At 48.0% G+C, this 26,835-nt stretch carries 17 protein-coding genes; 6 read left to right on the top strand and 11 right to left on the bottom strand.

The window, feature by feature from the left end:
* Positions 1-17 precede the first annotated feature (17 nt).
* On the top strand, positions 18-2,063 hold the full coding sequence (locus tag OEV79_07050) for a glycosyltransferase (protein MDH4211191.1): 2,046 nt from the start codon (positions 18-20) through the stop codon (positions 2,061-2,063).
* Here the strand turns inward: OEV79_07050 and priA are convergent.
* The gene (gene priA / locus OEV79_07045; protein MDH4211190.1) at positions 2,060-4,036 is read right to left on the bottom strand and encodes a primosomal protein N'; all 1,977 of its coding nucleotides are present in this window, start codon (positions 4,034-4,036) and stop codon (positions 2,060-2,062) included. The two genes, OEV79_07050 and priA, sit on opposite strands and share 4 nt — an antisense overlap.
* Before the next feature lie 228 nt (positions 4,037-4,264).
* Between priA and OEV79_07040 the strand changes: the two genes are divergently transcribed.
* The 5 genes from OEV79_07040 to OEV79_07020 all read left to right on the top strand — a co-directional run bounded on the left by OEV79_07040 (position 4,265) and on the right by OEV79_07020 (position 15,585).
* Positions 4,265-7,471 (top strand): hypothetical protein, encoded by a 3,207-nt coding sequence (locus OEV79_07040; GenBank protein ID MDH4211189.1) that lies wholly within the window; start codon positions 4,265-4,267, stop codon positions 7,469-7,471.
* 212 nt (positions 7,472-7,683) lie between these two features.
* Positions 7,684-10,764, top strand: a complete 3,081-nt coding sequence (locus OEV79_07035; protein MDH4211188.1) for a T9SS type A sorting domain-containing protein — start codon at positions 7,684-7,686, stop codon at positions 10,762-10,764.
* Between the two features lie 81 nt (positions 10,765-10,845).
* Complete coding sequence (locus tag OEV79_07030) at positions 10,846-12,426, top strand: T9SS type A sorting domain-containing protein (protein MDH4211187.1); 1,581 nt, start codon at positions 10,846-10,848, stop codon at positions 12,424-12,426.
* A gap of 19 nt (positions 12,427-12,445) precedes the next feature.
* Positions 12,446-14,020 carry a T9SS type A sorting domain-containing protein gene (locus OEV79_07025; GenBank protein MDH4211186.1) on the top strand — a complete coding sequence of 525 codons (1,575 nt, stop codon included), beginning with the start codon at positions 12,446-12,448 and terminating at the stop codon, positions 14,018-14,020.
* A 23-nt stretch (positions 14,021-14,043) separates the two neighbouring features.
* Positions 14,044-15,585 (top strand): T9SS type A sorting domain-containing protein, encoded by a 1,542-nt coding sequence (locus OEV79_07020; protein MDH4211185.1) that lies wholly within the window; start codon positions 14,044-14,046, stop codon positions 15,583-15,585.
* Positions 15,586-15,595: 10 nt separating this feature from the next.
* Here the strand turns inward: OEV79_07020 and tyrS are convergent, their stop codons facing one another.
* The 10 genes from tyrS to OEV79_06970 form a co-directional block, all read right to left on the bottom strand.
* Entirely contained in the window at positions 15,596-16,807 is a 1,212-nt protein-coding gene (gene tyrS / locus OEV79_07015; GenBank protein ID MDH4211184.1) for a tyrosine--tRNA ligase, read from the bottom strand.
* Positions 16,779-18,197: a radical SAM protein gene (locus OEV79_07010; GenBank protein MDH4211183.1), complete on the bottom strand. Its 1,419-nt coding sequence runs from the start codon at positions 18,195-18,197 to the stop codon at positions 16,779-16,781. The genes tyrS and OEV79_07010 overlap by 29 nt, the downstream gene beginning before the upstream one ends.
* Before the next feature lie 54 nt (positions 18,198-18,251).
* Positions 18,252-18,956 (bottom strand): anaerobic ribonucleoside-triphosphate reductase activating protein, encoded by a 705-nt coding sequence (locus OEV79_07005; protein ID MDH4211182.1) that lies wholly within the window; start codon positions 18,954-18,956, stop codon positions 18,252-18,254.
* Positions 18,957-18,984: 28 nt separating this feature from the next.
* Entirely contained in the window at positions 18,985-19,458 is a 474-nt protein-coding gene (locus OEV79_07000) for a hydrogenase maturation protease (protein MDH4211181.1), read from the bottom strand.
* A 108-nt stretch (positions 19,459-19,566) separates the two neighbouring features.
* On the bottom strand, positions 19,567-21,030 hold the full coding sequence (locus OEV79_06995; GenBank protein ID MDH4211180.1) for a Ni/Fe hydrogenase subunit alpha: 1,464 nt from the start codon (positions 21,028-21,030) through the stop codon (positions 19,567-19,569).
* 1 nt (position 21,031) lies between these two features.
* Positions 21,032-21,997 (bottom strand): oxidoreductase, encoded by a 966-nt coding sequence (locus OEV79_06990; protein ID MDH4211179.1) that lies wholly within the window; start codon positions 21,995-21,997, stop codon positions 21,032-21,034.
* A gap of 130 nt (positions 21,998-22,127) precedes the next feature.
* On the bottom strand, positions 22,128-24,248 hold the full coding sequence (locus OEV79_06985) for an FAD-dependent oxidoreductase (GenBank protein MDH4211178.1): 2,121 nt from the start codon (positions 24,246-24,248) through the stop codon (positions 22,128-22,130).
* 5 nt (positions 24,249-24,253) lie between these two features.
* Complete coding sequence (locus tag OEV79_06980; GenBank protein ID MDH4211177.1) at positions 24,254-25,114, bottom strand: CoB--CoM heterodisulfide reductase iron-sulfur subunit B family protein; 861 nt, start codon at positions 25,112-25,114, stop codon at positions 24,254-24,256.
* Positions 25,111-25,602, bottom strand: a complete 492-nt coding sequence (locus OEV79_06975) for a 4Fe-4S dicluster domain-containing protein (protein ID MDH4211176.1) — start codon at positions 25,600-25,602, stop codon at positions 25,111-25,113. Before OEV79_06975 ends, OEV79_06980 begins: the two co-directional genes overlap by 4 nt.
* Positions 25,603-25,851: 249 nt before the next feature.
* The coding region (locus OEV79_06970) for a lipoate--protein ligase family protein (GenBank protein MDH4211175.1) at positions 25,852-26,835 on the bottom strand (984 nt) is incomplete at its 5' end.

Raw genomic sequence — 26,835 nt, 5'->3', positions numbered from 1 at the left:
TGACCTATAATTCCATGATGAAGAAGGACCTTTCCATTATCATTGTCAATTATAATGTCAAAGCGTTTCTCGAGCAGTGTCTTATTGCCATTGGTCGCGCACGCGGGGATTTGAATATCGAGATATTTATTGTTGATAATGCATCGGTGGATGGCAGCCAGGCCATGGTCAGGAAAAAATTCCCGGATGTCAATCTCATTGAGAACAACACCAATGTTGGATTTTCCACGGCGAACAATCAAGCGATCAGGGTCGCGCAGGGCGAATATATCCTCATTCTCAATCCTGATACATTGATCCAGGAAGATGCGTTGGCCGTACTCAAAAAGTACCTCGACGAGCGTCAGGATGTCGGAGCTGTTGGGTGCAAATTGCTCAATCCGGATGGCTCTTTTCAAATAGCAAGCCGCAGGAGTTTTCCAACCCCCTGGGTGGCCTTTTGCAGGATAATCGGATTGAGCCGCGTTTTCCCGAAGAGTCGTTTATTCGGGCAATATAACGTAACCTATCTTGATCCGGACGCGGAGGCCGAGGTGGATGTTCTTTCCGGCTCTCTGATGATGCTCAGAAAGAGCGTGCTTGATCGGGTCGGCTATTTTGATGAAGACTATTTCATGTACGGCGAGGACATCGATCTTTCCTACCGGATAAAGAAGGCCGGCTGGAAAATCATGTATACTCCTCTGACCAAGGCGATACACTACAAAGGGGAGAGCAGCAAGAAGAGCGATTTTTCGATCATCGCCAAGTTCTATTCGACAATGCTGATATTCGTGGGAAAACATTTTGAGGGACGTTATTCATTCCTGCTGAGGATATTGCTCACCGCCGGTATTTACGCGAGGGCAACGATGGCTTTTTTGTTGCAGACGGTAAAGAACCTTGCGCCACCGCTCCTGGATCTCTTTATCGTTTTGGCGAGTCTGATCCTGTCAATGCGGATAAGGTTTCCTCATTATCCGCTGGCGAGGTTCAATGTTGTGCTGCCGATATACACGGTGGTTTGGATGACAAGCATTTATTTGTTCGGCGCGTATCAGCGCAGGGGCAATTATCATTTGAAGCCTGTAGTCTGGGGTACGATGTTCGGTTTACTGACTAATTCGACGTTCACGTACTTCTTCAAGCAATTCGCGTATTCGCGTATCATCGTTTTGATATCATTTTCATTGATACTAATACTCGCTTCGCTATGGCGCGTAGCTTACAGAATTGCAGGGCCCGGAGCCAGGCGCGCACCGCTATCAAGGTTGCGACGTGCGATAATAGTCGGGGCAGGCCATGAGGGAAAGAGGATTCTCAAACAGATACGTGCGCGACCCGATATGCATTATGAGATATGTGGTTTCGTCGATTTCGACCCAAAGACCGTTGGCAGGGCAATAGACGGCCTCGAAGTGCTGGCGACCATCGAAAATGTAAAAGATTTGATCCGGGTGGAAAAGATAAATGATGTTATTTTCTCTTCGGATCGTCTAACCAACGCCCAGATTCTACAGACCATTGTCCGGGCAAGGGGCACGGGCGTGAATTTCCGTATTGTACCACACGAGGTGGAATACATTGTGGCAAAATCCACGGTTGATGAGATAGATTCGGTCCCGATGCTTGATATTACTGCATTTGCAGGTCCACTTGATCTGATGGTAAAAAGGTTGTTCGATATTATTGCTTCGGCCATTATTATCATTCTTAGTGCACCATTTTTTCTTTTGAATTTCATTGCTGGTGCACGGTTTCGAACGAAGAAGATAATAGATGCCAACGGAAAAGGGGTGAGCGTATGCTATTTCGACGGCGGTTTTGGTTTCATGAAACGCGTTCCGCTGTATTTCTCAATACTCGTTGGACGTCTGAGCATTGTTGGTTCGGAGATAATAGAGTGTACTGCAGACAATTTCCATCCCATTTACAAACCCGGCTTGACTGGGTTGGTCCAGCTAAAATCAAGAGAGAAAAAACACGAATTGACAGATAAAGAAAAGGATTACTATAATCTATACTACATAAAAAACCAGTCCATCGTCACTGATCTCCAAATAATCATCAAGTCAATATTCTAGAAAACGTCGATCGGATCAACATCGATCTCGATCTGGCATTTACCTGTCCTGTATTCCTGTAGAAATCTTAGTTTGCGGTGAGGATAATTTTTGCCTAGTTTAAGAACAATGAATACCCGGAATTGCTTTCTAATTTTATAATAGAAGGAACGATTCGGTCCGAATATTTCGAAGCCGCCGGTCTTCTGCAGTAATGAGTGTATTCTGTTCGCTTCTTTCCAGATACCCTTTTCGTCCGTTCCTTTGAGCCTTATGAGAATAAGTCTTGAGAATGGGGGGAAGCCTAATTCTTTGCGGCTCGATAACTCGTTCTTATAGAACTTCCCGTAATCCTGCAACTGGCCGAAGATTGTTGCATACTGTTCAGGGTGGTAGGTCTGGATAAGGACCTTTCCTGGTTTCTTGCCCCGGCCAGAGCGTCCGGCAACCTGGGTGAGCACCTGAAAAGTTTTTTCTCCGCTCCGGAAATCTGGTAGGTGAAGGATGATATCTGCGTTGACGATGCCAACGAGCGTGACATCGTGGAAATCGAACCCTTTCGTAACTAACTGGGTTCCCAGGAGTATTTTTGCAGTTCCGTTTTCAAAGGCTTTCAGAATGCTGTGCATTTTGCCCTTTGGCCGAACCGAATCCCGGTCGAGGCGCACGATCAGTGAACGGTCTTCGGGGCCGGCGATTTCCAAATCTTTTATTGTCTTTCTTAGTAGTTCTTCGATACGCTGGGTTCCAGCACCGCGATATAGAAGCGTGCCCCGACGGCATTTGGGGCAAGTGCTTCGCAAGGGGGACTTGTATTCGCAGATGTGACATGAGAGTGATGCCGAGTCATCCTTCTCGGGTTTATGGTAGACGAGTGGGAGGTTACAGAAAGGACACCTGGCGGTGAATCCACAGTGCGGGCACATGAGGCTGGCCGCGAAGCCCCGCCGATTAAGAAAGATAATCACCTGCTCACCGGTTCTGACCGTCTGCTCGATCCTGGATTGCAGCTCTGGTGATATATATGGTTTCGCTTCTTGTCTGATATCCACTATCTCGATCTCTGGAAGTGGCCGGGAATCGATACGTTCTTTGAGGTCGAGCAACCGGTACTTGCCGATCTCCGTGTTGTAGTAAGATTCGACCTGGGGAGTGGCGCTTCCCAGTACGGCAACAATATTCTCAAATTGACAGCGCGCGACAGCTACATCACGTGCATTGTAATGAGGCATACGTGTATGTTCTTTGTAGGATTGATCATGCTCCTCGTCGACGATGATGATCTTTAGGCCCGGCATTGGAATGAAAACGGTTGAGCGAGGCCCGATGACAACGCGGTACCTCCCATCCTTGACGGCATGCCATATCTGCCGGCGGTCCTTATCCGACAACGTTGAGTGAATAGTGACTACTTCGTTATGGAATCGTTCCTCGAATCTTTCAAATAGCAGGGGCGTCATCGATATTTCAGGTGCGAGAACGAGTGCCCGGCCTCCCTTTTTGATCGCTTTTTCAATACACCTTATATAGACTTCGGTCTTGCCGCTTCCAGTTATTCCGTGCAACAAGAAAGTTGCGTAAATATTTGCATCCAGCGCTTCGGTGATTTGCCTGATCGCGAAATTCTGATAATAATTAGGCGTTGGTGCCCGGACTTTTGCAGGTTCACCTCTACTTATCTCAACGAACTCGTATTTTTTCAAGATCTTGGATGGTAAAGCGACCTTCAGAACTTCTCCAAGAGGTGTTAGATAATAGTCTGCCAACCACCGGTACAAGGTCAGCAGATTTTGTGGAATGAATTCTCTGTGGAGAATTTCTTCGATATCCCTCATGCCCGAAACATCCCTTTGCGAGTTTTTATTGATGACAATGCCGAATTTCGTTTTCTTCCTGACCGGGACGAGTACAAGATCACCGGGATTTAGGTCATCGGACGTATTGTAAGTGAGGAAATCCACTCTTGTTTTGGGAATAGCAACGTCGACCTTCACGGTTCATTATAATAGCCTGCGTGATGGGTGTCAACATCATGGAGATCGTCCTACGTTGGTTGGTTGCGAAGAGCGATGCGTTTTCGAAAGATGGTTTTGATGATCGACGCCGTTATCCGTTTCGCTTTTCGAAATCGTCAAACGAATGGCGATGTGTGAAACATCGTTCTATGTATGGCGTTTGAAACAATGCTTGACAACTTAGAAGTTGTCAGTTATAGTTTTATTGTGCGAGGGAAGGAACCTGGTATAATTTTACTTAGTAAACTGCAGCCTCCGGAAATAAAGACAAAAACCCTAAGGCGTCAGCGTTTGCTGCATATCATGTCGAGAAATCTCGATAAGAAGGTCATACTTCTGTGCGCGGGTCATGGATATGGAAAGACTACATTACTGTCACATTTCATGTCGCAGAAGAACAGGCCGATTGTCTATTATCATCTCGAGAGAACGGATGCCGAGCCCGCGGTTTTCTTCTCCTATCTCGTTGCCGGGTTACAGAAACTGAAGCCATCCTTTGGCAGGAAGGTGGCTCATCTACGCCATCTTTTTAACCAGCCGTACCGTTATTCTGATATTATTGTTGGTACGTTCATAAACGAAGTCGTGGAATGCATAAAGGAAGACACGTACGTCATCCTGGAGGATTATCATGCCCTGCAGCCTTCCACGGCTGTCGACAAAACGCTCGACTTCTTGTTCAAACACATGCCGGCTAACCTGCATTTCATCATTACGTCGCGTTCAGAACCAGACCTCTATTTTGCGCTGATGACAGCCAGAGATGAATTCTTTGAATTGACCAGTCAGCAGCTGCGATTCACCAAGGGCGAGATCAGCAAGCTTTTCAAGAAGACGTATTCGATTCCGCTGAAGTCACGGGATCTCGAATGGGTGGAGAAATACTCTGAAGGGTGGCCAGTGAGTCTGCGGTTAATGATTCAATCGACAAGTTATCTTGAAGGAATTACATCGTCTGAGCATACCAGAACACTGGTCAGCGGATATTTGCAGTCACAGGCAGGTCTCTTCAACTACTTCGCTCAGGAAATCTACTTTCAGGAAACGGCTCGTATGCGCAGATTTCTGCTCGAATGTTCGTTATTTGAGTTGCTGAATCCGGAGTTGTTTGACGCTGCCACAAGACGCAAGAATTCAAGTGTGTTGCTTTCTGAACTGGCAAGGCGCAATGCTTTTGTCGTTAAAATACCAGAGCATGGCTACCGCTTGCATAATCTATTCAGGGATTTTCTTTACAGTAAGTTCACCGATGCGAAGCTGAAGAGGGCAATACGCATGCGTGCTGCTGACTATCTCGCGAAGAAAGATAAGTATGACGAGGCACTTTCATTCTACGCGCAGGCAGGAGCATACAAGAGAATGATCGCCATAATAAACAGAATCGGTCCCCTCTATACGGGGGAGGGCAGGAGCGGAATGTTATGTAGCTATGTCGAGCAGATCCCGGCGAAGATCCGCATTCGCGATCACGATCTTCTCATTACATATTCCCGCGCATTAACCATCGTGGGAAGGCTTGTCGAGTCCCGCAAGAGTATACTGAGAGCTCGGGGGCTCTTGAAAAAGATGCCACGGGCAAAACGGAAGCATGCAGATGTTTTATACGCTCTGGGTGGCATCAGTTACACCGAGGGTAAATTCAAGTCCGCCATGCGTTACTACCGTGATGCACTTAAAGTATGTCCGCGAGGTTCGAGCCTGACGAGAGCTTCGATACTGAATTCACTCGGTTCGCTTCACACAGCACTCGGTGGAAGATATTCGCCTAAGGCCGTAAGCCTCTATGATAAGGCCTATACGATCGCACAGCACGGGGGATATGGAGATATTGAGGCGAGTATTCTCAACAACTGGGCAATGAGCGAATGGAAAATGGGTAATCTGAACACTGCCTATGCAAAACTTTCGAAAATAACTGGTATACTTGCCCATCATTTTTCGCCTGGTTGCGGGGCGGGTTTCTTTAATGCGGCCAGGTTTAGTATCTTGCTTGGCCACGCAGCAGAGGCGAAGTCGATCTTGGACATTGGTGTGAAGACGTGCAGTTCATATAATGATATGTGGTCAATGGTTGCGCTTTGGAGCGGTTACGGACTTTTGTATCAAGAAGCCGAGGAATTGGAAAAAGCGAAACAATATCTCAACAAGTCGCTACAAATGGCCGATAAACTTGGTGTCGAACGTTTGACGGTCATAGCTATGAATGAGATGTGCAAGATATGCCTGGCGGATGGAGATCTTATCGAAGCCGAGAAGTGTCTTTCGGCAATATGGACATTGAAGAAATCACGCGATGATGCGGAAGCAATACCTTATCTTGTGACAGAAGGGATGATAAGGATGGCGGAGGGTAAGTTCCGCGACGCAGAGGATATACTGATTGCGTCTATGCATCTCGCAGAGAAATTCAATGAAATCTTCCATCAATTCCTCATTGGTATGGAACTTAGCAGATTATTTTACCTTTTAAATGACACAACTCAGAGCTGCGATTTCCTGTGCAGGGCAACGCGGATAAGCCGCGAAAAGGGATATGACTATCTGCTATTGAAGAAATTACGGCAGAATGAATGGATGATGCAGGTGATCCGCTCGCACGACATCGAGCAGGGGTATGTGAAGGCGATCATAAAGAAGTCAAAGCTGGACATCCACTGGATCGATGGAAAATTCTTCGGCGTTCCAGAGGTTGTTATTGATGACCGGCCGATCGATGATGACCTGTGGCAGACATCAAAGACAAAAAGACTCTTCTTCTACCTGCTCCTGCACAAGGGTGAGAAAGTAAGCGGTGATATTCTCATCGATACCATGTGGCATGAAGTGTCCAGTAAAAAAGGAAGTATCAGCCTGCGCAAGGCAATGCAGTACATAAGGGAAATTACCAGGTCGACGCTTGGGATAAAAGAAGACCTGATATGTTCTGCCAAGGGTTCATACCAATTGGTTTCGGGCGTTTTGGTGAATCTTGATACCGATGAGTTCGAGGCTTTGTTGAAAAAGGCAAAAGAGACGGCTGATGAGGCAGAGAAAAGAAGGTTGCTCGACAAGATGAGCAGCGTATATAAAGAAGGTTTTGCATCTGGGTGGTATGATGATTGGGTAGAGCAGATGCGGCGGCACTATCAGTCCAGGTATGAAGAAGGTTTGGTCATGCTTTTTGAACAGTACGAGGGAGACGGGGAATACATCGGGGCGATGAACGTCAGCAAGAAACTGATATCATTGAACTTTCTTGACGAGAAGCATCATTGTAGATTGATGCGTGTACTTGCTCAATTGGGTAGATTTGGTGAAATTGAACAGGACTTTCAGGAACTAAAAAAGGCTCTCAGGAAAGAGCTTAAAACCGAGCCCCAAAAGGAGACCGTGGAGGTCTATGAGGCTCTTGCTAATGCACCCCCGGGTGGCTGAGCACTAAAATTCACAGATTTCTCACAGCCGCTTATTATGATTTGTTATAGAAGCGGCGCAAACGGTGATTGAGAGGAATCATGAGCAGGGCCACCGGAGTATTGGTATGAAAGGGAAATATCTTGTTCTTGAGTCACCCGAGAAGGGTCATCATATTCCTGGTGGTCCTGCTCATATGATCTGATGGTTTTGTAGCAGAAAGGGGAGGGATCATGAAGATCATATTTGTTTTGTTGAGCACGGCATTATGCGTCTTCGGCAGAACCGTAGTCACGACCACCACAGGCCGGGAGTTTCAGATCCTGAGGCATAACATAAACAACGTAGAATTGTGCGTCAGCAACTACGGCAAATTCGGACAGGACGAAACCGGGAACAATGCTGGCTGCTGGTGGCCGGTGGGTTCTGGTCAGAACTATATCTACGGTGCCGGAACGTGGGTCGGTGCAGTAGATACGGTCGAGAACGATACAATGGTGACCATCGGTTACATGCCGTCGGGCGGCGCGAGTGAGTACGCGCCTGGTCTCTGCGGCATGTCGGTCAGCGATCCCCAGGCGATAATATATTTCTATCCTAATCCATGGCCGCCGCCGGCCGCGACCTATCCAACCGCGCCTCAAAGATCACTCTCCCATCAGGATTCGTGGTGTGTATATAACGATGCTGATAGTCTTTATCATGTTGCAGGCGATACCAGACCCATTGGCTTTGAAGTCTACCAGAGTGTACATGTGTGGAGTTTGAATTTATTAATGGATGTTGCGTATTTAGTCTTTGAAATAAAGAATGTCTCGGGACAGAATATGACCGAGTTCTACCTTGGTATCTGTGCGGATAATGATATAGGCAACGAAGCAGGTACGGTAGCTAACGATCGTATTTCTGCTATTGTGGGCCAGTGGTATGTAATCAATGGAGATTCATTTTATATCGACAATCTGGCTTATCAATGGCAGGAAACAGAAGAGCCGGGGACACCTCCGTGGTACCCCGCTGCCATGGGCTATGATCTGGTCAGGACACCGTATGATCTGGTCGAGGGCGAGGACAAGGATGACGATGGTATTCTGGACCAGTACGAGAGGGACAGTGTTTATTTCGTAAACAACCTGCCTCCCGCGGCATGGGATGTTGACCATGATGGTTTGCAGGACTGGCGCGACCCGTCAGAGATCCCGCAGCTGGGTATGACCGCGTTCAAACGGTTCACCCTGAATCTGGAGCCGAATTATGATCGCGAGCGATACATGACACTCGCCGGATACAATTACCACACCGGTGCTTACGAACCGTACGATACAGTTCCTGTAGATCCCGATGACCAGCGCTGGCTGCAATCGAGCGGACCCTTCCAACTCATGCCCGATTCGACGGCTACACTCGTGCTTGCCCTGGTGTTCGCAAATTGGTATGGTTATTATATGAGGCCGGATACGGCACTGATTTTGGTTGATTACTGGGCGCAGTTCTGCCACGATATGAACTGGTTTATACCCGGACCGCCGCCATCACCTGGCCTGACCCTTATCCCCGGTGATGCAAAGATAACCCTGGTGTGGGATAACCTGCCCGAAGTGACCGGAGATCCGTGGTTTGATATTGTCGGTGACCCATATTCATTAAATTATGACCCGTTCTACCGCCAGTATGATTTCGAGGGATACCGTGTCTGGAAGAGCACGACCGGGCAGGTCGGTACATGGGAAATGCTGGCATCCTTCGATCTGAGCAATGATATTACCATTACGGATACTGCATTCGAACCCGAACCTTTGGCAGCGAGCAATACAGGTCTATCCCATATCTTTGTTGACGAAGACGTGCGCAATGGTTTTATGTATCACTATGCGGTGACTTCCTTCGATTACAATTACATCAGAGCGACTTACGATTCGATCTTTGTCATTGATTCTACCCCTTATGTTTACATAGATACGCTGGGTAATTATGATACTCTTTGGGTTTACCAGTATGATTCTGTAGAGGTGTACGGGCCGCGCGCGATCTGGTTTGAGAGTGGCTTGAGCAGTGACAGTGTTCGCGCCCGCCGTGATCCGGCGAACTACGTGCCGCCAAGTGATCCCATGATCGAGTTGGTGTCTGGTAATGAACAGATTGCCGAGTTGGTCGATGCTTCGGTCGCTTATCCGCAGGATATCGATGCGGATTATCGGCTGTATATCGAGTATTTGGCGCCGGATACGGCGACGGTTTTTTTCACGAACGAGCACGATCATCAGATACCGTATACGGGCGGCCGCTATACAGCATTGCTAAAGGATGACGCGAGAGTGTTGGATACGATCGATTATGTAGTGCGTATCGGTTCGGGATATGTGCCGCACGAGATTGCGCCTACTGTCAATGGGATGTTAATCAATCCAGACATCGGCACCCCGGAACTGCCGGCGACATTTGCGGTCTTTGATTCGATCGAGATCATGAGCGGCAGTTATCCGTCGCAGTATCTTGTTGCCAGCATACCAGTGCCCTTGCCTGCAGCAGAGGATAGTGCCGATACCGTGTACATGCATGGTCTTTGGGCGTGGCGGGGTAATGACTACGAGATTGTCTGGCGCCGCAAGAATCCGGGCGGTCCGGTGAATACGGTCGAGGTGACGGATCTGGTGACTGGTGAGGTAATTCCTTACCGGCAGTATCAGAATACGCCATTGACACGGCACCTAGCTGACGGTTGGTGTTTTACCTGGCATTCGCCACCTACGGCGTGGAGCAAACCCTCGCATGATACGATCCAGGTGGGTATTGGATTTCCGACTTCGGAGAGGACTCGTTATCTTTATATCAACGGCGGGATGATCGCGTTACGGAATAATTCGTACATGTACGATACGATTCTGCCTGAGGAAGATGAGACATGGGTCATTCGTGTGAATGAAGACTATCTGCCGCCTTCTGTGTATGGCGAAGTACAAATAACCGGCACACCGGGTGTGTTCACGGATAGTGCGATGCTCTTGAACGTCAAGGTAGTGCCGAATCCGTATATTATTCATAACGAATGGCAGACACGTTTTGTGCAGCGTCGGGTTAAATTCATCAACCTGCCCAACAGGTGTACGATCCGAATCTTCAATCTCAATGGTGAATTAGTGCGAACCTTGTTGCATCAGGAGACTTCGGCATCGGGTGTTTCTAACGACCTCGGCGGTGATGAGTGGTGGAATGTCCTGAATGACTACGACGAGCTCGTTTCAAGTGGCGTGTACATTTTCCATGTGGAATCAGATGTCGGCGAGCAGGTCGGCAAGTTCGTGATAATAAATTGAAATGACCGGAGGAAAGTGGGAACATGGTTACGTATATTATTAGTAGAAGAAAATTTTGTACAAAAATGTAGAGGAGGGAACATGAAGTCCATATTTATTTTGTGTGGTACGGCATTATGCCTGATTGGCTCGACTGCGGTTATGACGAATGCAAGCCGGGAATTTCAGATTGTCAGGCACAATGGAAACAACGTAGAATTGTGTGTCAGCAACTACGGCAAATTCGGGCAGGACGAAACGGGGAACAACGCTGGCTGCTGGTGGCCGATTGGTTCTGGTCATAATTATATTTACGGAGCCGGTATCTGGTTCGGCACGGTCGACATGTTAACAGGCGATACGCTCGTTACGATCGGGTATGGACCCCATGGGGGCGAGTCCGAATTCGCTCCCGGTCTTGCGGGCTGGCCGGTGAGTCATCCAGCTGCCATAATCTATATATATCCAGAGAACTGGCCTGCACCGCCAGATACTCTTCCCATGGCGCCTCAAGGCACGGTATCCCATGAGGATTCGTGGTGTTGTTTCAATGATTGTGATTCGGTCTATCACATCGCCGGCGACACGCGGCCGATCGGTATCGAGGTCTATCAGACGGTGTACGTCTGGGATTTTCCCTACTTGGAAGACATGATCTTTTTTACATATGATGTTAAGAACGTATCCGGTCACCTCCTGAATGACTGCTATATTGGCATCTGTGCTGACTGCGACATCGGCAATGAAGCTGGGACGAGTGCGAATGATCGATACTGTGGTATTGTTTACCAGGAGTATGTGATAGACGACGATACTATCATCGTGGACGACGTAGCTTATCAATGGCAGGAAGTTGAAGAACCGGGCGTACCGCCATGGAATCCTGGTGTTATCGGATTCGATCTATTGCAGACTCCTTTGGATCTTGTTGCCGGAATGGATAAGGATGGCGATGGCATTCTCGACGAGTACGAGCGAGATAGTGCATACTATGTCATAAATCTGCCCGCATCGATGTGGGATGCGGATAACGATGGTGTGCCGGACTGGCGCGATCCTTCTCAATGGCCTCAGGTCGGCATTTCTGCATTAAAAAGATTCACATTAGCGGTCGAACCGAATCTCGATGCTGAGCGGTATGCGACATTGGCCGGTTATAATTTCGTTACGGGTCTGTACGAACCTTTTGACACGGTGCCTCCTGACCCGGACGATCAACGGTTCCTGCTGGCGAGCGGTCCATTTGACCTGGAGCCTGATTCCATCGTCACATTGGTTTTTGCGTTGATATTTGCCGACTGGATAGGGATATATATGAGGCCTGATACCGCGCTTGCGCTGATCGACCAGTGGGCTGAGGACTACTACAACATGTATTGGTATCTGTACACAGGGATAGAAGAGGATTGCGAACTTCGGATTGCGAATTGCGAAATGCGAATTTTGCCGAATCCGATTTCAAATACCGGGTTGATTTCTTTCTCATTACCTGCTGCGACCGGTGTTTCATTGAAGTTGTACAACACACTGGGCCAGTTGGTGGAAACGGTGTACGATGGTTTCAAACCTGCGGGTGTGCATGAATTCGTTGTTAACACCCACGGATTGCCGCAGGGAACGTATTTCTTGGTATTGGAAGCAGGGGATTTCAAGATATCTCGTTCGATAGTCGTTCTGAGGTGAACGACAGGATTGCTCTGACATGATAAAACTCGTGATGTTGCTTCTCGTTGTGGTAGCGTTGTACCCCATGAATGCCTTGGCTACCGGGCGAGAGTTTCAGATACTGCGGCACGACACTAACCGGGTGGAGATGTGTATCTCTAACTACGGCAAATTCGGTCAGGATGAAACGGGAAATAATTATGGCTGCTGGTGGCCTGCAGAATTGCACCACAATTACATCTATGGGGCAGGTCTGTGGTTCGGTACGATTGACTCACTGACCGGCGACACACTAGTAACGATCGGTTTTAGTGCACACGGCGGTGCGGCTGAATTCGCTCCCGGCCTTTCGGGTTGGTCTCCAAGTCATCCGGCTGCGATCATCTACACGCACCCGGATAACTGGCCGGCACCGCCAGATACGCTGCCAATGGCACCGCAAGATACGGTATCACATGAGGATTCATGGTGTTGCTTCAATGACTCTGATGTGGTCTACCATATCCCCGGCGATACGAGACCGATCGGCATAGAGGTTTATCAGACCGTGTATGCCTGGGATATACCGTGCGTTGAAGATATGATATTCTTCATTTACGATGTTAAGAATGTCTCCGGGCATACCCTTCATAACTGCTATTCTGGACTTCTCACGAATTGCGACATTGGTGATGAGGATGGAACTTCTTCGAATGACAGGTATAGTGGCATTGTATATCGAGAATATGTCGTTGATGGAGATACGATTGTTGTGGATAACGTTGCCTACCAGTGGCAGGAAGTGATTGAGTCTGGCTCACCTCCATGGTATCCAGGCACGATCGGCTTTGACCTGCTGCAGACACCGTTCGATCTGGTTGAAGGAATGGATAAGGACGGCGATGGTATTCTCGACCAGTACGAGAGAGATAGCGTATATTATGTAAATATCCTACCGTCTTCAATGTGGGACGTTGATCTTGACGGCGTACCAGACTGGCGCGACCCTTCGCAGTGGCCACAATTAGGTATGACCGCGCTTAAAAGATACTCTCTAAATATAGAGCCGAACATCGACTCTGATCGCTACGAGTCCCTTGCTGGATACAATTTCCAGACCGGTGTGTATGAGCCGTATGATACAATCCCACCGGCGCCTGACGACCAGCGATTCCTTCTCTCGAGCGGTCCTTTTGACCTGGAACCTGATTCTGTTGTTACACTGGTCTTCGCGGTCATGTTTGCCGATTGGATGAACATATATGCAAGGCCTGATACAGCACTCGCGCTGATCGACCAGTATGCCGAGGATTACTATAACATGTACTGGTACTTGTATACAGGGATAGAGGAGAATAAAGAATTGCGGATTGCGAAATGCGAAATGCGAATTTCGCCGAATCCGATTTCAAATAACGGGGTGATTTCTTTTTCGCTGCCCGCTGCGACCAGTGTTTCACTGAAATTGTACAATTCGCTGGGCCAGTTGGTGGAAACGGTATTTGATGGTTTCAAAACCGCGGGTGTGCATGAATCAATTCTCAACACCGGGGAACTGCCGCAGGGGACTTATTTCCTGGTATTGGAGACGGGTGAATTAAAGATATCTCGTTCCATCGTTATCTTGAGGTGAACATCTTGAAAGGAGTTGGCGGGATGATACAGGTGATGTGTGTTCTTCTCTTGGGATTCGTGAGTGCTGAAAGTATGGGGCGAGATTTTCAGATATTACGCCATGACACAAACCGGGTCGAGATGTGTATCTCCAACTACGGCATGTTTGGCTTGACTGAGTACGGTACACCAGGCTGCTGGTGGCCTGTAGGCTCAGGCCACAATTACATCTACGGAGCAGGTAGTTGGTTCGGTACTATCGATTCTCTGACCGGTGACACGCTCGTGACGACTTGGTGGTGGTCCTCTGAATTCGCTCCCGGTCTGGACGGTATGTCGGTGAGCCATCCTTGTGCGATCATATATATGTATCCGTATAATTGGCCGCCGCCAGTGGATACATTTCCCATGGCACCCCAGGAAGCGGTATCTCATCAGGATTCATGGTGCTGTTTCAATGATTGTGATTCTGCGTACCATACGCAGGGTGGAAGGCCGATCGGAATAGAGTTTTATCAGACTGTCTACGTGTGGGATCTTCCATTTTTACAGGATATGATTTTCTTTGTCGATGAAATAAAGAATGTATCTTGCCATACACTATTTCACTGCTACATTGGTTTATATATGAATGGCGAAATCGGTGAGTGGATGAACGCTGATGAACGATTTAGCGGAATTATCGATCACAAGTACTTCATCGAGCCGGATACAATAGCAGTTGATAACGTCGCGTACCAGTGGGATTTGACCGAAGAACCGGGTACACCGCCGTGGGAACCGGGTGTTGTTGGACTAGATCTATTGCAGACACCATATGACCTCATTGTGGGCATGGATAAGGATGGTGACGGCATTCTCGATCAATACGAGCGAGATAGCGTATATTATGTTAATAATCTTCCGCAATACTTGTGGGATGCGGACAATGACGGCGTTCCTGACTGGCGCGATCCATCGCAATGGCCGCAGAGAGGCATGACAGCATTGAAGAAGTTCTTTTTTCCCTACCCAGAGACAGACCCGGAGCGATACGCTGTGCTGGCAGGATACGATTATTTAACTGGTGCGTACGAACCGCTTGACACAATCCCCGGGGACCCTGATGATCAAAGCTTTGTTGTCTCCACTGGTCCATTCAACGTGTCACCTGATTCAACTGTCACTTTGATATTCGCGGTCATGTTCGCCGACATCGTGTACGGATATCCGTTTCATCGGCCTGATACAGCGATCGCGCTGATCGACCAGTATGCTGAGGATTACTACAACATGTTCTGGTACTTGTACACTGGTGTAGAGGAGAATAAAGAATTGCGGATTGCGAAATGCGAAATGCGAGTTTTGCCGAATCCTGTTTCACATACGGGACTGATCTCTTTCTCATTACCTACCGCGACACATATTTCACTGAAGTTGTACAACACGGTAGGCCAGTTGGTGGAAACGGTGTACGATGGTTTCAAGCCCGCAGGTGTCCATGAATCAATTCTCAACACAAGGAACCTCCCGCAGGGTACTTACTTTCTGGTGCTGGAGACGCCAGAGGTTAGACATGAAAGATCATTCGTATTAGTCAGGTGAGGTAGGAGCGTTACTTCTTAGATACTCTGAGGAATTTGTGTTTGCCGGCGCGCAGTACAACGGGTTGCTTTAACTCTACGCTATAATTAATGTCATCGACTCGCACACCGTCGACATCGATTGCCCCTTCGCGAATTTTTCTTTTTGCCTCGCTGCGAGAGCCCATTAATTTGGATTCGACCAGCAGGTCGATTATGTTGTTATTTATTTTTGTTGCTTTGTATTCATCTATCTTCTCGGGTAGTTCCCGTTGCGTGAAGACACGCTGGAAATCTTCTGCGGTTTTCTGCGCGGCTTGCGCCGAGTGATACATCCGCACCAGCGTCTTTGCCAAGTCGATTTTTGCATCGCGCGGGTTCATCGAACAGTCCTCCAAAGCCATGCGGTATTCCTCGATGCGGTGGGGGAAAGCGTCGGTGGCCAAACGCCAGTATTTTATGATAAGTTCATCGGGCAAAGACATGATCTTGCCCAGCATCTGCTTGGGTGATTCGGTAATGCCTATGTAGTTGTTGAAACTCTTGCTCATCTTTCTCACACCGTCGGTGCCCTCGAGGATCGGCATCATCAAGACCACCTGCGGTTCCATACTAGACTCACGCATGAGTTCCCGTCCCACGAGGAGGTTGAATTTCTGATCGGTACCGCCGAGTTCTACATCTGCCCTGATCGCCACTGAATCGTATCCCTGGCACAGCGGATACAATATTTCATGCATGTAGACCGGCAGACCGTCTTTAAGACGCTGAGAAAAATCATCACGCTCGAGGATGCGGGCAACCGTGTATTTCGACGCCAGTTCCACAAGGTCATACATGGATAGCGCGCCCAGCCACTTACTGTTGTAGGTGAATTCCGTGCGTTTAGGATCGAGGATACGGAATATCTGCTCCTTGTATTTTGCCATGTTCTTTGCCACCTGCTTCTTTGTGAGTTTTGGCCGTGTCTTGGAAACACCGCTCGGGTCGCCGATCATCCCTGTGAAGTCGCCTACAACCATTACCGCTGTATGTCCGAGGTCCTGGAACTGCCTTAGCTTGCGCAGGACGACGCTGAAGCCGAGGTGGATTTCAGGACCCGAAGGGTCGATGCCGAGTTTGACCCGGAGTTTTCTTTTTGCTTTTAGTTTGTATAGTAGTTCTTCTTCGGATATCAATTCCGCGACATTGGTTCTTATTATCTCTAACTGCTTATCAGCGTCGAGCGCCATGTAAGTAGACATCCTCCCAGATGGGGGTCGTTCTTCTTTTGAGTTCTTTGTCATAATTATCCATCTTTTTTTCGTAGACCGGGTCTTTTATTATTTCTGCAGTTCCCTCGTCAGAGGGTATTGCCTTTGTATCCACGACAAACTTTTTAGCCATCCTGTAATGATCACGTATCGGGCACGGCCGAAGCAGGTCGCCCTCTTTCCAGTACTTGAACTGCCAGTCGCGGATGCGAGAGTACAATGGCAGGTTTATCAAGTCATTCAGATCGCCTCCGTTATCGTAAATCTCGTTCATCGTGGTTGCGGCGTATGGGAAGAAAACGCATGGATAGACCTTGGCCTGCCAATCAATATAGAAATAGCCACCCGGTCTCCCGGCCGATACGCAGCCATCGGACACTGGACCATGGTTCCAGAAATCGACGAACATGATCTTTCTCTTTTTCACGATCTCCCAGGATTTTTCCCACAGCATTATCCTCTGATCCGGGGTTGGAATGAGGTCTGGGTCAATATCCCTGCCGATTGGCATATAATGAAAAACCCATGCGTAACCGGCGCCGAGTTTATTAAAGTAGTAATCAATGAATTCATCGGACACTATTTCCTCGGCATTATGTTTGGTGACGGTGATTGACACACCGAACAAGACATGGTTTTTCTTCAGTGTTTTCATGGCTTGAGTTATCTTTTCGAAAACACCCTTGCCACGTCGTTGTTCTGTAATTCTCTGCATTCCCTCCACTGATATCGCCGGGGTGATATTGGCGAGATTGTAGAACTTCTGTGCCACTTCGTCATTTATCATCGTGCCGTTCGTATACATGAGAAACAAAGAATCAGGATGTTCTTTGTATATGTCCAAGATTCCTTTGCCGTTCCAGCGATACATCATCGGTTCGCCACCGGAGACGACAACGAAACGAGCCCCCCAGAATTGTCGCATTTCTTCTATCACTCTGGTGAAGATGTCATAGTCAAGTTGGTCTTTCTCCGACGCGGAATTTGCGTAACAGCCACGGCAACGGAGATTGCACCGTTTTGCCGGTGAGATGACCATGAAACCGGGCGGGTCAAAACCAAATTTCCCTCTGAATTCGATTTCCTTTTTCATCCGCAGGTTACTCAGCATTGCTTTGTTGACAACTGTAGTTGCGAACTTGGAAGAAAGTCCCATTTTCAGAGTTGAGTAAGCCATTGACCGTAGCATGTAGTACTTGTCGTCGAGCACGCCGGGCCAGGTAACAGGACCAGGGACACGTTCTACAGCGCTCCGTATACCCTTTTCTATGACAGGAAACAATATCTTTTTGAAAAACATAGTATCTGCGGTGGCAAAAGCAATTTTCAACAAATTTGATACGAGCAGGTTATTCAGTTTGATTTTGGATTCTTCTTTCATACTTTATTGATTATACCCATTATTGCTGGCAAGTCAACGGACAACCTCATTTTACTAAGTTTCTTTGCCCCGCCATTTAGCGTTTGTAACATATTGCTGTGCAATCCGGAGCACTTCACTCACATCGGCTCCCGATATTTGACGCAAATTCCTGTATTCTTTTTTATACGCGTTTTCCGGAACATATCGCTGTAAAAACCATCTTTTTGCTTCCTGGATGCGCTTCCCGATCTCCGCGATCGTTCGCGTGTTGATGATACGGGGCACGCAGGTTGTGCGGAATTCGTAGTCAGTTTGACCTCTCATCAGCATGCTAATAGACCGCTCTATGGCGGCAAGGTCGATCTTTCTGCCGGCGGCGCTGTCGTACCTGTCATCAAGCGGTGCTTTGATGTCCATTGCAACATAGTCGACCAGACCTTTCTCGATCATTTCGTGCAGGATTTCTGGATAGGCGCCATTTGTATCGATTTTCACGAGAAAACCCAATGCCTTGATTCTGCGGGTAATGTCAAAGACTTCTTTTGTTTGCGCAAGCGGTTCGCCGCCAGTGAGTACTACGCCGTCAATCCATGATTTCTTTGAAAGAAGAATGGTTTCGATCCGAGTCCACTCGATAACAGGGAATCTTTCCGGATGCAATATTAATTCCCAGTTCTGGCAGAACGGACACATGAAATTACACTTATCGAAGAAAAGCACGGTTGTCAGTTTGCCGTCCCAGTCTACAAGAGATGTTTCGATGATCGAACGTATCATGTTCTACTCTGTTTCTTTCCGACCAGTATCAATTGCGGTATTCATTTATTTCTTCCATAACTATCTGTGCTGCTTGTGTTATGCTTCTTGCCACTTCTTCGGTGCATTCTTCGCTGAATGAAGTATTGTCTGTGATTTCAATCGCGTAGATGTCTATTTGCACGGGCATCTTGAGTTTGAATTTTTCTCCGAACCTTAGTGCAGTGAGAAAATTGATGCCGTGGGAGGAAAATGATGCTGTATTTTCTTCAGAGGCATGTTTGATCTTGTAGATATCGCCAGGCTTTCCTTTGCCGGTTTTCACCGAGTCGATGAAGATCACTCTTTCGTAGCCAACGACTTCATCGAGTATGGCGACACCGTCGATGCTTCCCCATTTGACGTCAATGTCTGGATTCTTGATTTGCCTTGCGATTTCCTGCGCTACTCTGATACCAACCGCATCATCACAGCGATACGGATTGCCTATACCAAAAACAAGGCTACGTTTTGATATTCCCATGATCGTGACAGCGCAATCCTTCCTCAACGGCGACCATCACTCTGCAACCCGGACTGCGCGCTGCAGAATAGTCTTCCCCTCCGGATTTCGAGATACTGCTCTGTTATGTCAGTGTGTCTTTATAGATTTAACTACTCTTTGCTCGTTATCGTAAATGTTTATTTCGAGCGGCACACGGCCATCTACCGTGTGAGTGGCGCAAGCAAAGCATGGATCGTAAGCACGGAAAGCCATTTCAACCATATTGAGAAGGCCATCGTCGACTTTTCCACCTTTGATCAAACCGCGTGCGGCCTTTTCGACCGACATATTGATCGCTGCTGAATTGTTCACTGTCGCCACTATCAGGTTGGCTTTTGTCAGCCTGCCTCTTTCGTCGGTCTCATAATGATGGAACAACGTGCCCCTCGGCGCTTCGATAACACCGATTCCCTTCTTTGGGGTCTGAAAGTCCATGTTGCGGACATTGGGATCCAGTATTTCCGGGTCATTTATCAGTGCGACCATGCTTTCTGCAGCCTGCATCGCTTCGATCAACCGAGCCCAGTGTGTTGCTAGAGTATTGTGCACGGGTTTTCCGCCCAGAGTATCATAGAATCTCTGATAATGTTCCTGAGCAAGAGGTGTTGCCATACCGTCCGATACATTCAACCTGCCCAATGGTGCGACCCTGTAAACACCGCTTTCCTTGCCGTCAACAAAGCCCTTCCAACCGACGTTCTTCAGATAAGGGAATTTTATGTACGTCCATGATTCAACACCTTCGGCAATGTGATCCAGATAGTCCTGAGCCTTGAACTTTGCGAATTCCTTACCATCCGGGTCGACGACGCGGATCCAGCCGTCGTAGAAATTAACCCTGTTATTATCGTCAACCAAACCCATGTAGTAGGTTTGGTGCTTATAGATATCGCCGACTATCAGGTCCACGTATGCTTTGTTTTTTAAGACGATATCGTCAAACGCCTGCAGCGTGAATTTCGCGAATTCAACCGAGTCCTCAGCGGTTTTCTTGAATTCCTGCTGCATTTCTTTTGTCATGGGTTTGGAAACGCCGCCGGGCAAACAATGCACAGGATGTACGACCCTGCCACCCATGGTCTGGATGATGTTTCTCGCCCGTTTTCTTATGTCGATCACTTTCTTCCCGGCTTCGAGTCCGACCTTGCCGATGACTCCGACAATATTACGCTCGGCCTTTGGTGCGGCTGGGCCGACAATGAAGTCTGGCCCGCCAAGGAAATAGAAGTGCAGGTTGTGGTCCTCAAACATAAATGTGTTATAGACCATTTCCCGGATTTTTCTGGCCGCGGGTGGGGGTTCTACACCGTACAGATCATCGAGCGCTTTCCCCGAACACGTATGATGCGCGGTTGGACATACACCGCATATCGTTTCGGTGATGCGTGGCATTTCTTCGGCAAGACGGCCGATCGCGAACCGCTCGTATCCTCGCAATTCAGGGATTTGAATGCAGGCGTGGGCAACATCCCCCTTGTCGTCGAGGAAGATATCGATTTTTCCGTGACCCTCAAGACGGGTAACCGGATCTATTGTGATTTCTTTGTACATGCTAAACCCCCTGCTTTCGGTTGATTATTGAACTCGGCAAAGAATACATGTAGAACAAGCCGATTGGATCGATGACCGATTGGGCGATCTTTTCCACTTCAGCCTCATCATCGACATCGATAATCGATGCGAGACCGGACATGAATCTCGCACCCATGTCCTTGACTTCCCGGGTCGGACCAAAACAGCCGCGACATGGCATGTTGGCGTTTATGCAGCGCTCGCCGCAACCGCCGCGCGTAGCCGGTCCCAGGCAGATGATGCCATCGGCAAGGAAACACTTTTCAGGATCTGCGATAACGTGTGATATCCTTTTGATATCTTTGATTGCCAGCTTGTCCGGTTTCGTTTTGTTCCTCTCGCAGGTTTCACAAAGGGCTTTTTCAGAAGTTAGCACAGAACCTTTTGCCGGAAGATTGCCTTCCAGTATTGCCGTTATCGCTTTCATGACCAGGTCTGGTGGAGGTGCGCATCCGGGAAGATAATAGTCGACGTCGATCGTCTGGTCCAATGTCTGAACAGTATCGAATATCTCAGGTAAAGTCAATTTACCGTACTTGGTTTCGGTCACGGTCTGCGGATAAATTCCTTTGGGGTTGTAAGTGGATGGTGTATTCTTATAGGCGGTTTCAAAGATCTCTTTTCGATTTGCCACATTTGCTAATCCTGGAATGCCACCCAGATGTGCACAGGCACCATAAGCAACAACGAGCTGCGATTTCTTGCGAAGCAATTCCGCGAGGTGTTTCTGCTCTCCGGTGCGAATTGCGCCGTTGATAAAACTAACTGCAAGTCCTTTGTCCGGTAGTGCCTCAACGTCTGAGTATTTGAAATCCATGGCAACCGGGAAGAGCCTAAATTCTACTGCATCGACGACCTTCAGTATATCTTCAGCAAGATCAACGACCGATTCTTCGCAGCCACCGCAGGAGGCACACCAGTAAAATGCGACTAATGGCTTAGCCATTTATTTCCTCCTTTTTGCAAGACAGAAAATGACATATGCCTGATTATATAAATTTCTGTGAAATATGCAACATCCTTGTTCAGGCAATCCAGGATATGTAGGCATTCAAGTATTTTGTGTATTTCTTTTTTCACTCGTTCATTTCCTTCACGATTTCAACGAATTTTTGTGCTTCATCTTTGCCTATCCACTCGAGCCTTACGCGGTTCTCGTCCATTCCGAGTGAGGCTAAATTGAGCCGGAGAATTAACTCGCGAGCCCTAGCCCTGAAATTACCACGAGCGTAGTGGCAGGCATCTGGGTAACATCCACCGATCAGTACTCCTTTTGCTCCTCTGTTCAATGCCATCATGACGTGGGAGGGATCGACTGCACCGGTACAGGGGACACGGACTATCTTAACATTCTCGTGGTAGGTCAGCTTGTCCTGCGCAGCTCTTTCAGTTGCATTGTATGCCGACCAGCGGCATAGTATTGCCAGCAGGTCTCCTTCCTGAACAAGGGCACGTATTTGTGCATAGAGACCTTTGTTATTCCATCCTTCCAATTGGCTTGCATACGACGGGCAGGTAACAGAACAGGTCCCACAGCCCATGCATAATTCTTCATTGATTTTGATCTTGTCGTCGACGACTGAGATCGCATTGTAAGGGCAGGTGCCGATACACATACGGCAGAGGCTGCACATGTCATCGTCGATCGCCGCCTGGGGCAGTCTTGTTTCGATCTTATCTACTCGGAGGAGGCTAAGGGCCGAGTGTGATGCCTTGCGCGCGTCGATCAGTGTTTCCGCAACCCCAGACGGGAACGTGGCTGCTCCAGCAGTGAAGATACCCCTCGGCAAATCATGGGTGCCGAGCCCGGCATTTTCGAACAATACTGGGAAATCACCGTCGAGTTTCATGTTCAATTTTTCAAAGGTTTCCTTGTCGGCTACAAATCCTGAGCTCAAAACTACATTGTCTACCTCGATTTCAAGAAGTTCGTTTGTGTAGAGGTCTTCGGTTCGGACAACGAGACGGCCATCGCGCTGGAAGACCTCGGAGGGTTTGCCCTTGATGAATGATACGCCCTTCTCACGGAGTTTGTTGTAGAGATATTCAAATGTGCCGTAGCTTCTCATGTCCATCGCGATCACATAGACTTCTGTTTCCGGAAAACGGTCAGTGACTAATTTAGCCTCTTTCAGACCCAGAAGGCAGCATATCTTAGAACAATAGGGCAGATGCTTGGAGTCACGGGAACCCGCGCAGTAAATGATGGCGACTTTTTTTGGCCGCAACGCTCCTGATGCTACAGCACGTTCGAACTCAAGGGTCTTCATGACACCCGACAAACGACCGTAGCCGTATTCTTCCACCTTACTGACATCGTACCAGTTCAAACCGGTCGCTACGACAATTGCACCCGCATGCATATCTTTTTCTCTGCACTTCTCTTCGAGATCGACTTTACCGGGACAGACCTTGACACACTCGCCGCACTTAGTGCATGCGGCAAAATCAATTGCGTACATATCAGGATGAGTGGGAACGTAGTATATTGCTTTTCTTCTTTTTCCGTCATCGTTGATTTCGACCGGACAAACATCGACGCATTTTCCGCAATTGATGCACTCGGTCACGCCGCGGGGGCTTGTATTCAGTACGATCGCATATTCGCCGGGCCTGCCTTTTACGCTGGTGACTACCGTATTAACAAGGGGTTCTACATTTTTGCATGCATGTAATTTGTTTATCAAAGGCATGAGGGTATGGCTGTACGGCGTTCCCGCGGGGTAAAGGCGGTCAAGTTTAGCTACGGTTCCACCCAGGAATGGATCTTTTTCGACCAGCGTGACGTCTATGCCATTTCTGCTCAACTGGAAGGCAACTTCGATACCGGCTATTCCACCGCCTATAACAAGAGCTTTCTTGTGCTTGACCTCAAATACTTTCTTCTTGATCGGCTCGGTTTCTTTGATCTTTTCAACCGCCGCGATGATCATTTGTTCTGCTTTTTCGAAGGGGTGTCCGATTGACACAACGTGTTCGATTATGTTCACAAACTCGGCATTTATGTCAGGATATATTCCTTCAAGCAGGTTCGGACTGCACGCGGCGATCACGATTTTCTCTTCTGGGGAGATTTGCGGTTTAACATTACATAGATTGTCGTGCTGTTCTACTTCTATTCCCGGTCCAAGGTCTATCTTCGGCAGTTTAACCGAATTATGGCAGTTACATATCAGTACTCTGATTTTGTTATTCATTTATCTCACCGCGTCAGTTTATCTATGATGTTGTCGGGCTTGATCCTGTTGAACTTCAGACCGACGGCATTAGCATCGAGGCCAAGACTCAATCCGAGGAGTTGAGGGTAATATAGCACGGGAATTCCGTATTGTTTTTCAAACTGCGCCTCAGCTTTGCGCTGATTGTCTTCGTACATCACTGTGCAGAACGGACATATCGATACGATCGCATCGACGCCATTCTCTTTTGCGATACTGAGTTTGTGATTGGCCATCGTTATCGCTAGTTTTTCGTCGACGCCGAGTACAGAGCCACCGCAGCACATTTTCTTATCCGCGTAGTTAACAGACTCGGCACCGGTTACATTCACCAGCTCGTCCAGGGTGTGTGGTACCTCGACGTTGTCAAAGCCGTATAGAGTTGAAGGTCGCATGTAATGACATCCATAGTGTGGCATTATCTTTAGAGGTTTCAAGGATTTCTTCACAACTTTTCCTATCTTTTCGATTCCGATGTCCTCGTACAGCATGCGTACAAAGTGCCGTACCCTTACTTCGTGCGGGTACGACAGGCCGACTTGTTTGAATTTGCTGTGAAATTCTTCATTACTGAGTTGGGCTTGTGCGTCAGAAAGCATCGCGGTGCACGAATTGCACAGAGTGACGATGTCGGTTTTGAGACGGCTGGCAAGAGAAATGTTTCGCGCAGCAACAAGAAGCGCCGTCTCTGCATCGACCGCCTTCAAGGGAAAGCCACAACACGATGCACCGGACATTTCAACCAGCTCGATGCCGAGTTGCGTGGCGACATTGCGAGCACTGAGTTCATAGTGTTGTGCCCGGACAGGAACAGTGCAGCCCAGGAAGATAGCGTACTTGCTCATTTCTTCAAGACCTTGATGATGTTTGTGGCTGCCAATATCTTGGCGACATCAGGTATTGTTTTGTCAATCGGTGGTAGACCGAGACGTTGGCGTTTCTTCAGGTCAAAATCCTCTACTTCGTAGAGCCGGCCCATTTTCATCAGCAGGTCGAGCTGCATCTTGTATCCCTCAGGACAGTATCCCTGCTCTACCGCGTAGTTTTTTATCGCATTGATCAGTTCGGCAACTCTGATACCCTGCGGGCAGCGTTCTGTACAAGCATGGCAATGTGCGCAGAACCAAAGGAATGGTGATTTCAGGACCATATCCTTCATGCCCAGGAGAGTAAATCGGATTATCTTACGCGGGTTATAGCGCTCGTCAAAGTACCTGACCGGACAGCTGGCAGCGCAATCGCTGCATCCGAAGCATTTGAGCAGACCTTCGCCACCTTCTTTTTTGATAATCTCCCACTTGAACTGCGGGTCACTTTTTCTTAAATCTATCATTATAAAATTATCTCCTGTTATGGCAAAATGTCAGACTATTTTATTATTTGATAAGAATGAGGGGGTATTTATGAGCCTTAGTTGCCTTTGCATCCTGGATTGTTCTTCCGATCCCGACTCATTCAGATAATACAGTGGTTATTATATGCAAATATGCAATTCTGTCAATCATTACCGAGCACAGGAAGACATATGAACAGTGTTTCTCTTGCCGCCGGTTAGATGAAAAGACAGTCTTACGGGTTTGTTCTATTTCGCTTCAGTTATGGTCTTCGCGATATCCTCGGGTGCGACGCCCGGCGACTCGATCTTCTTCTTTTCGTAAGTTCGCGCGATTTCCCTCTTGATGACTTCTTCATCGAAATCCTTGTTTCTGAGCGCGTTCTCCACATCGCTCAGAGCTTCTTTAGGAAACAGATTGAAATCTCCGGAGACGACAATATCTCTGATCTTTTTCTTATTTTCGATCTCCTCAGCGCTTCTGATCAGGCCACCTCTCGCCTTGTACAGTCCGTAGAGTATTTCGATGCCCTCTTTGATCTTGACTCCTTGCGGAATGCGAGGGGTCTTTTTGTGCAGGAAAGAATCAGACATGAACCATTGCTCGATCTCTTTGATCTTCGAAATGGTTGTATTGTCGATCTCCACTGGTTCCAATCGTCCCATGATCTTCTCAAAATTTTCGATGAGTACCCGCTTGATATCGGTTCTTGAAGGGATAGTGCCGAGTTCACGTTTCATCGTTGTAAGATTCTCTTCCATGCTTTTGTATATTTTATCGCGGAATTTTTCGTCCGGAACTTTGAGGACGCGGCTCATGGTCTTGTAGTCAAAATCCATCAATATGCCGCCGACAAAAACCATTGAGTCACCGATATCGCCCCCGCCTTCGCCCGCGATCTTCTTGCCACTGTCAGTTACGATATCATTCTCGGCACGGAAACTTGCATTTATGCCAAACTTCCTGTATGTCCTGCAAGGAGGTACTGATAGATAGTGGAAGATTTCCTTTACGTTACGAGGGAATTTGACACTCTTGGCATTCCATATGACCTGATAGAAGATCTGGTCACCATCGAGATATGTGGCACCTCCGCCGACCTCCCTGCGCATTACGGAAATGTTCGTTTTATTGCAGTAATCCAGGTCGACTTCTTTTTCCGTATCCTGGAAGTAGCCAACGCTCACCAGTGGTTGGGCAGGTGACACGATCACCAATCCTTCATAGCCCAT

It is taken from the genome of candidate division WOR-3 bacterium (assembly GCA_029858255.1).
Lineage (GTDB): Bacteria > Hydrothermota > Tepidihabitantia > SM23-42 > SM23-42 > SM23-42.
Note: the sequence above shows the minus strand (reverse complement) of the source record. Positions and strands in the feature narration are given on the sequence as shown.

Bases quoted from the DNA above. Each gene is read 5' to 3' on its own strand.
- OEV79_07030 (MDH4211187.1), top strand. From the start codon at position 10,846: ATGAAGTCCATATTTATTTTGTGTGGTACGGCATTATGCCTGATTGGC.
- OEV79_07025 (MDH4211186.1), top strand. From the start codon at position 12,446: ATGATAAAACTCGTGATGTTGCTTCTCGTTGTGGTAGCGTTGTACCCC.
- OEV79_07005 (MDH4211182.1), bottom strand. From the start codon at position 18,956: ATGATACGTTCGATCATCGAAACATCTCTTGTAGACTGGGACGGCAAA.
- OEV79_07020 (MDH4211185.1), top strand. From the start codon at position 14,044: ATGATACAGGTGATGTGTGTTCTTCTCTTGGGATTCGTGAGTGCTGAA.
- OEV79_06995 (MDH4211180.1), bottom strand. From the start codon at position 21,030: ATGTACAAAGAAATCACAATAGATCCGGTTACCCGTCTTGAGGGTCAC.
- tyrS (MDH4211184.1), bottom strand. From the start codon at position 16,807: ATGTCTACTTACATGGCGCTCGACGCTGATAAGCAGTTAGAGATAATA.
- OEV79_06975 (MDH4211176.1), bottom strand. From the start codon at position 25,602: ATGATAGATTTAAGAAAAAGTGACCCGCAGTTCAAGTGGGAGATTATC.
- OEV79_06990 (MDH4211179.1), bottom strand. From the start codon at position 21,997: ATGGCTAAGCCATTAGTCGCATTTTACTGGTGTGCCTCCTGCGGTGGC.
- OEV79_07000 (MDH4211181.1), bottom strand. From the start codon at position 19,458: ATGGGAATATCAAAACGTAGCCTTGTTTTTGGTATAGGCAATCCGTAT.
- OEV79_06985 (MDH4211178.1), bottom strand. From the start codon at position 24,248: ATGAATAACAAAATCAGAGTACTGATATGTAACTGCCATAATTCGGTT.
- OEV79_06980 (MDH4211177.1), bottom strand. From the start codon at position 25,114: ATGAGCAAGTACGCTATCTTCCTGGGCTGCACTGTTCCTGTCCGGGCA.
- OEV79_07010 (MDH4211183.1), bottom strand. From the start codon at position 18,197: ATGAAAGAAGAATCCAAAATCAAACTGAATAACCTGCTCGTATCAAAT.
- OEV79_07035 (MDH4211188.1), top strand. From the start codon at position 7,684: ATGAAGATCATATTTGTTTTGTTGAGCACGGCATTATGCGTCTTCGGC.
- OEV79_07050 (MDH4211191.1), top strand. From the start codon at position 18: ATGAAGAAGGACCTTTCCATTATCATTGTCAATTATAATGTCAAAGCG.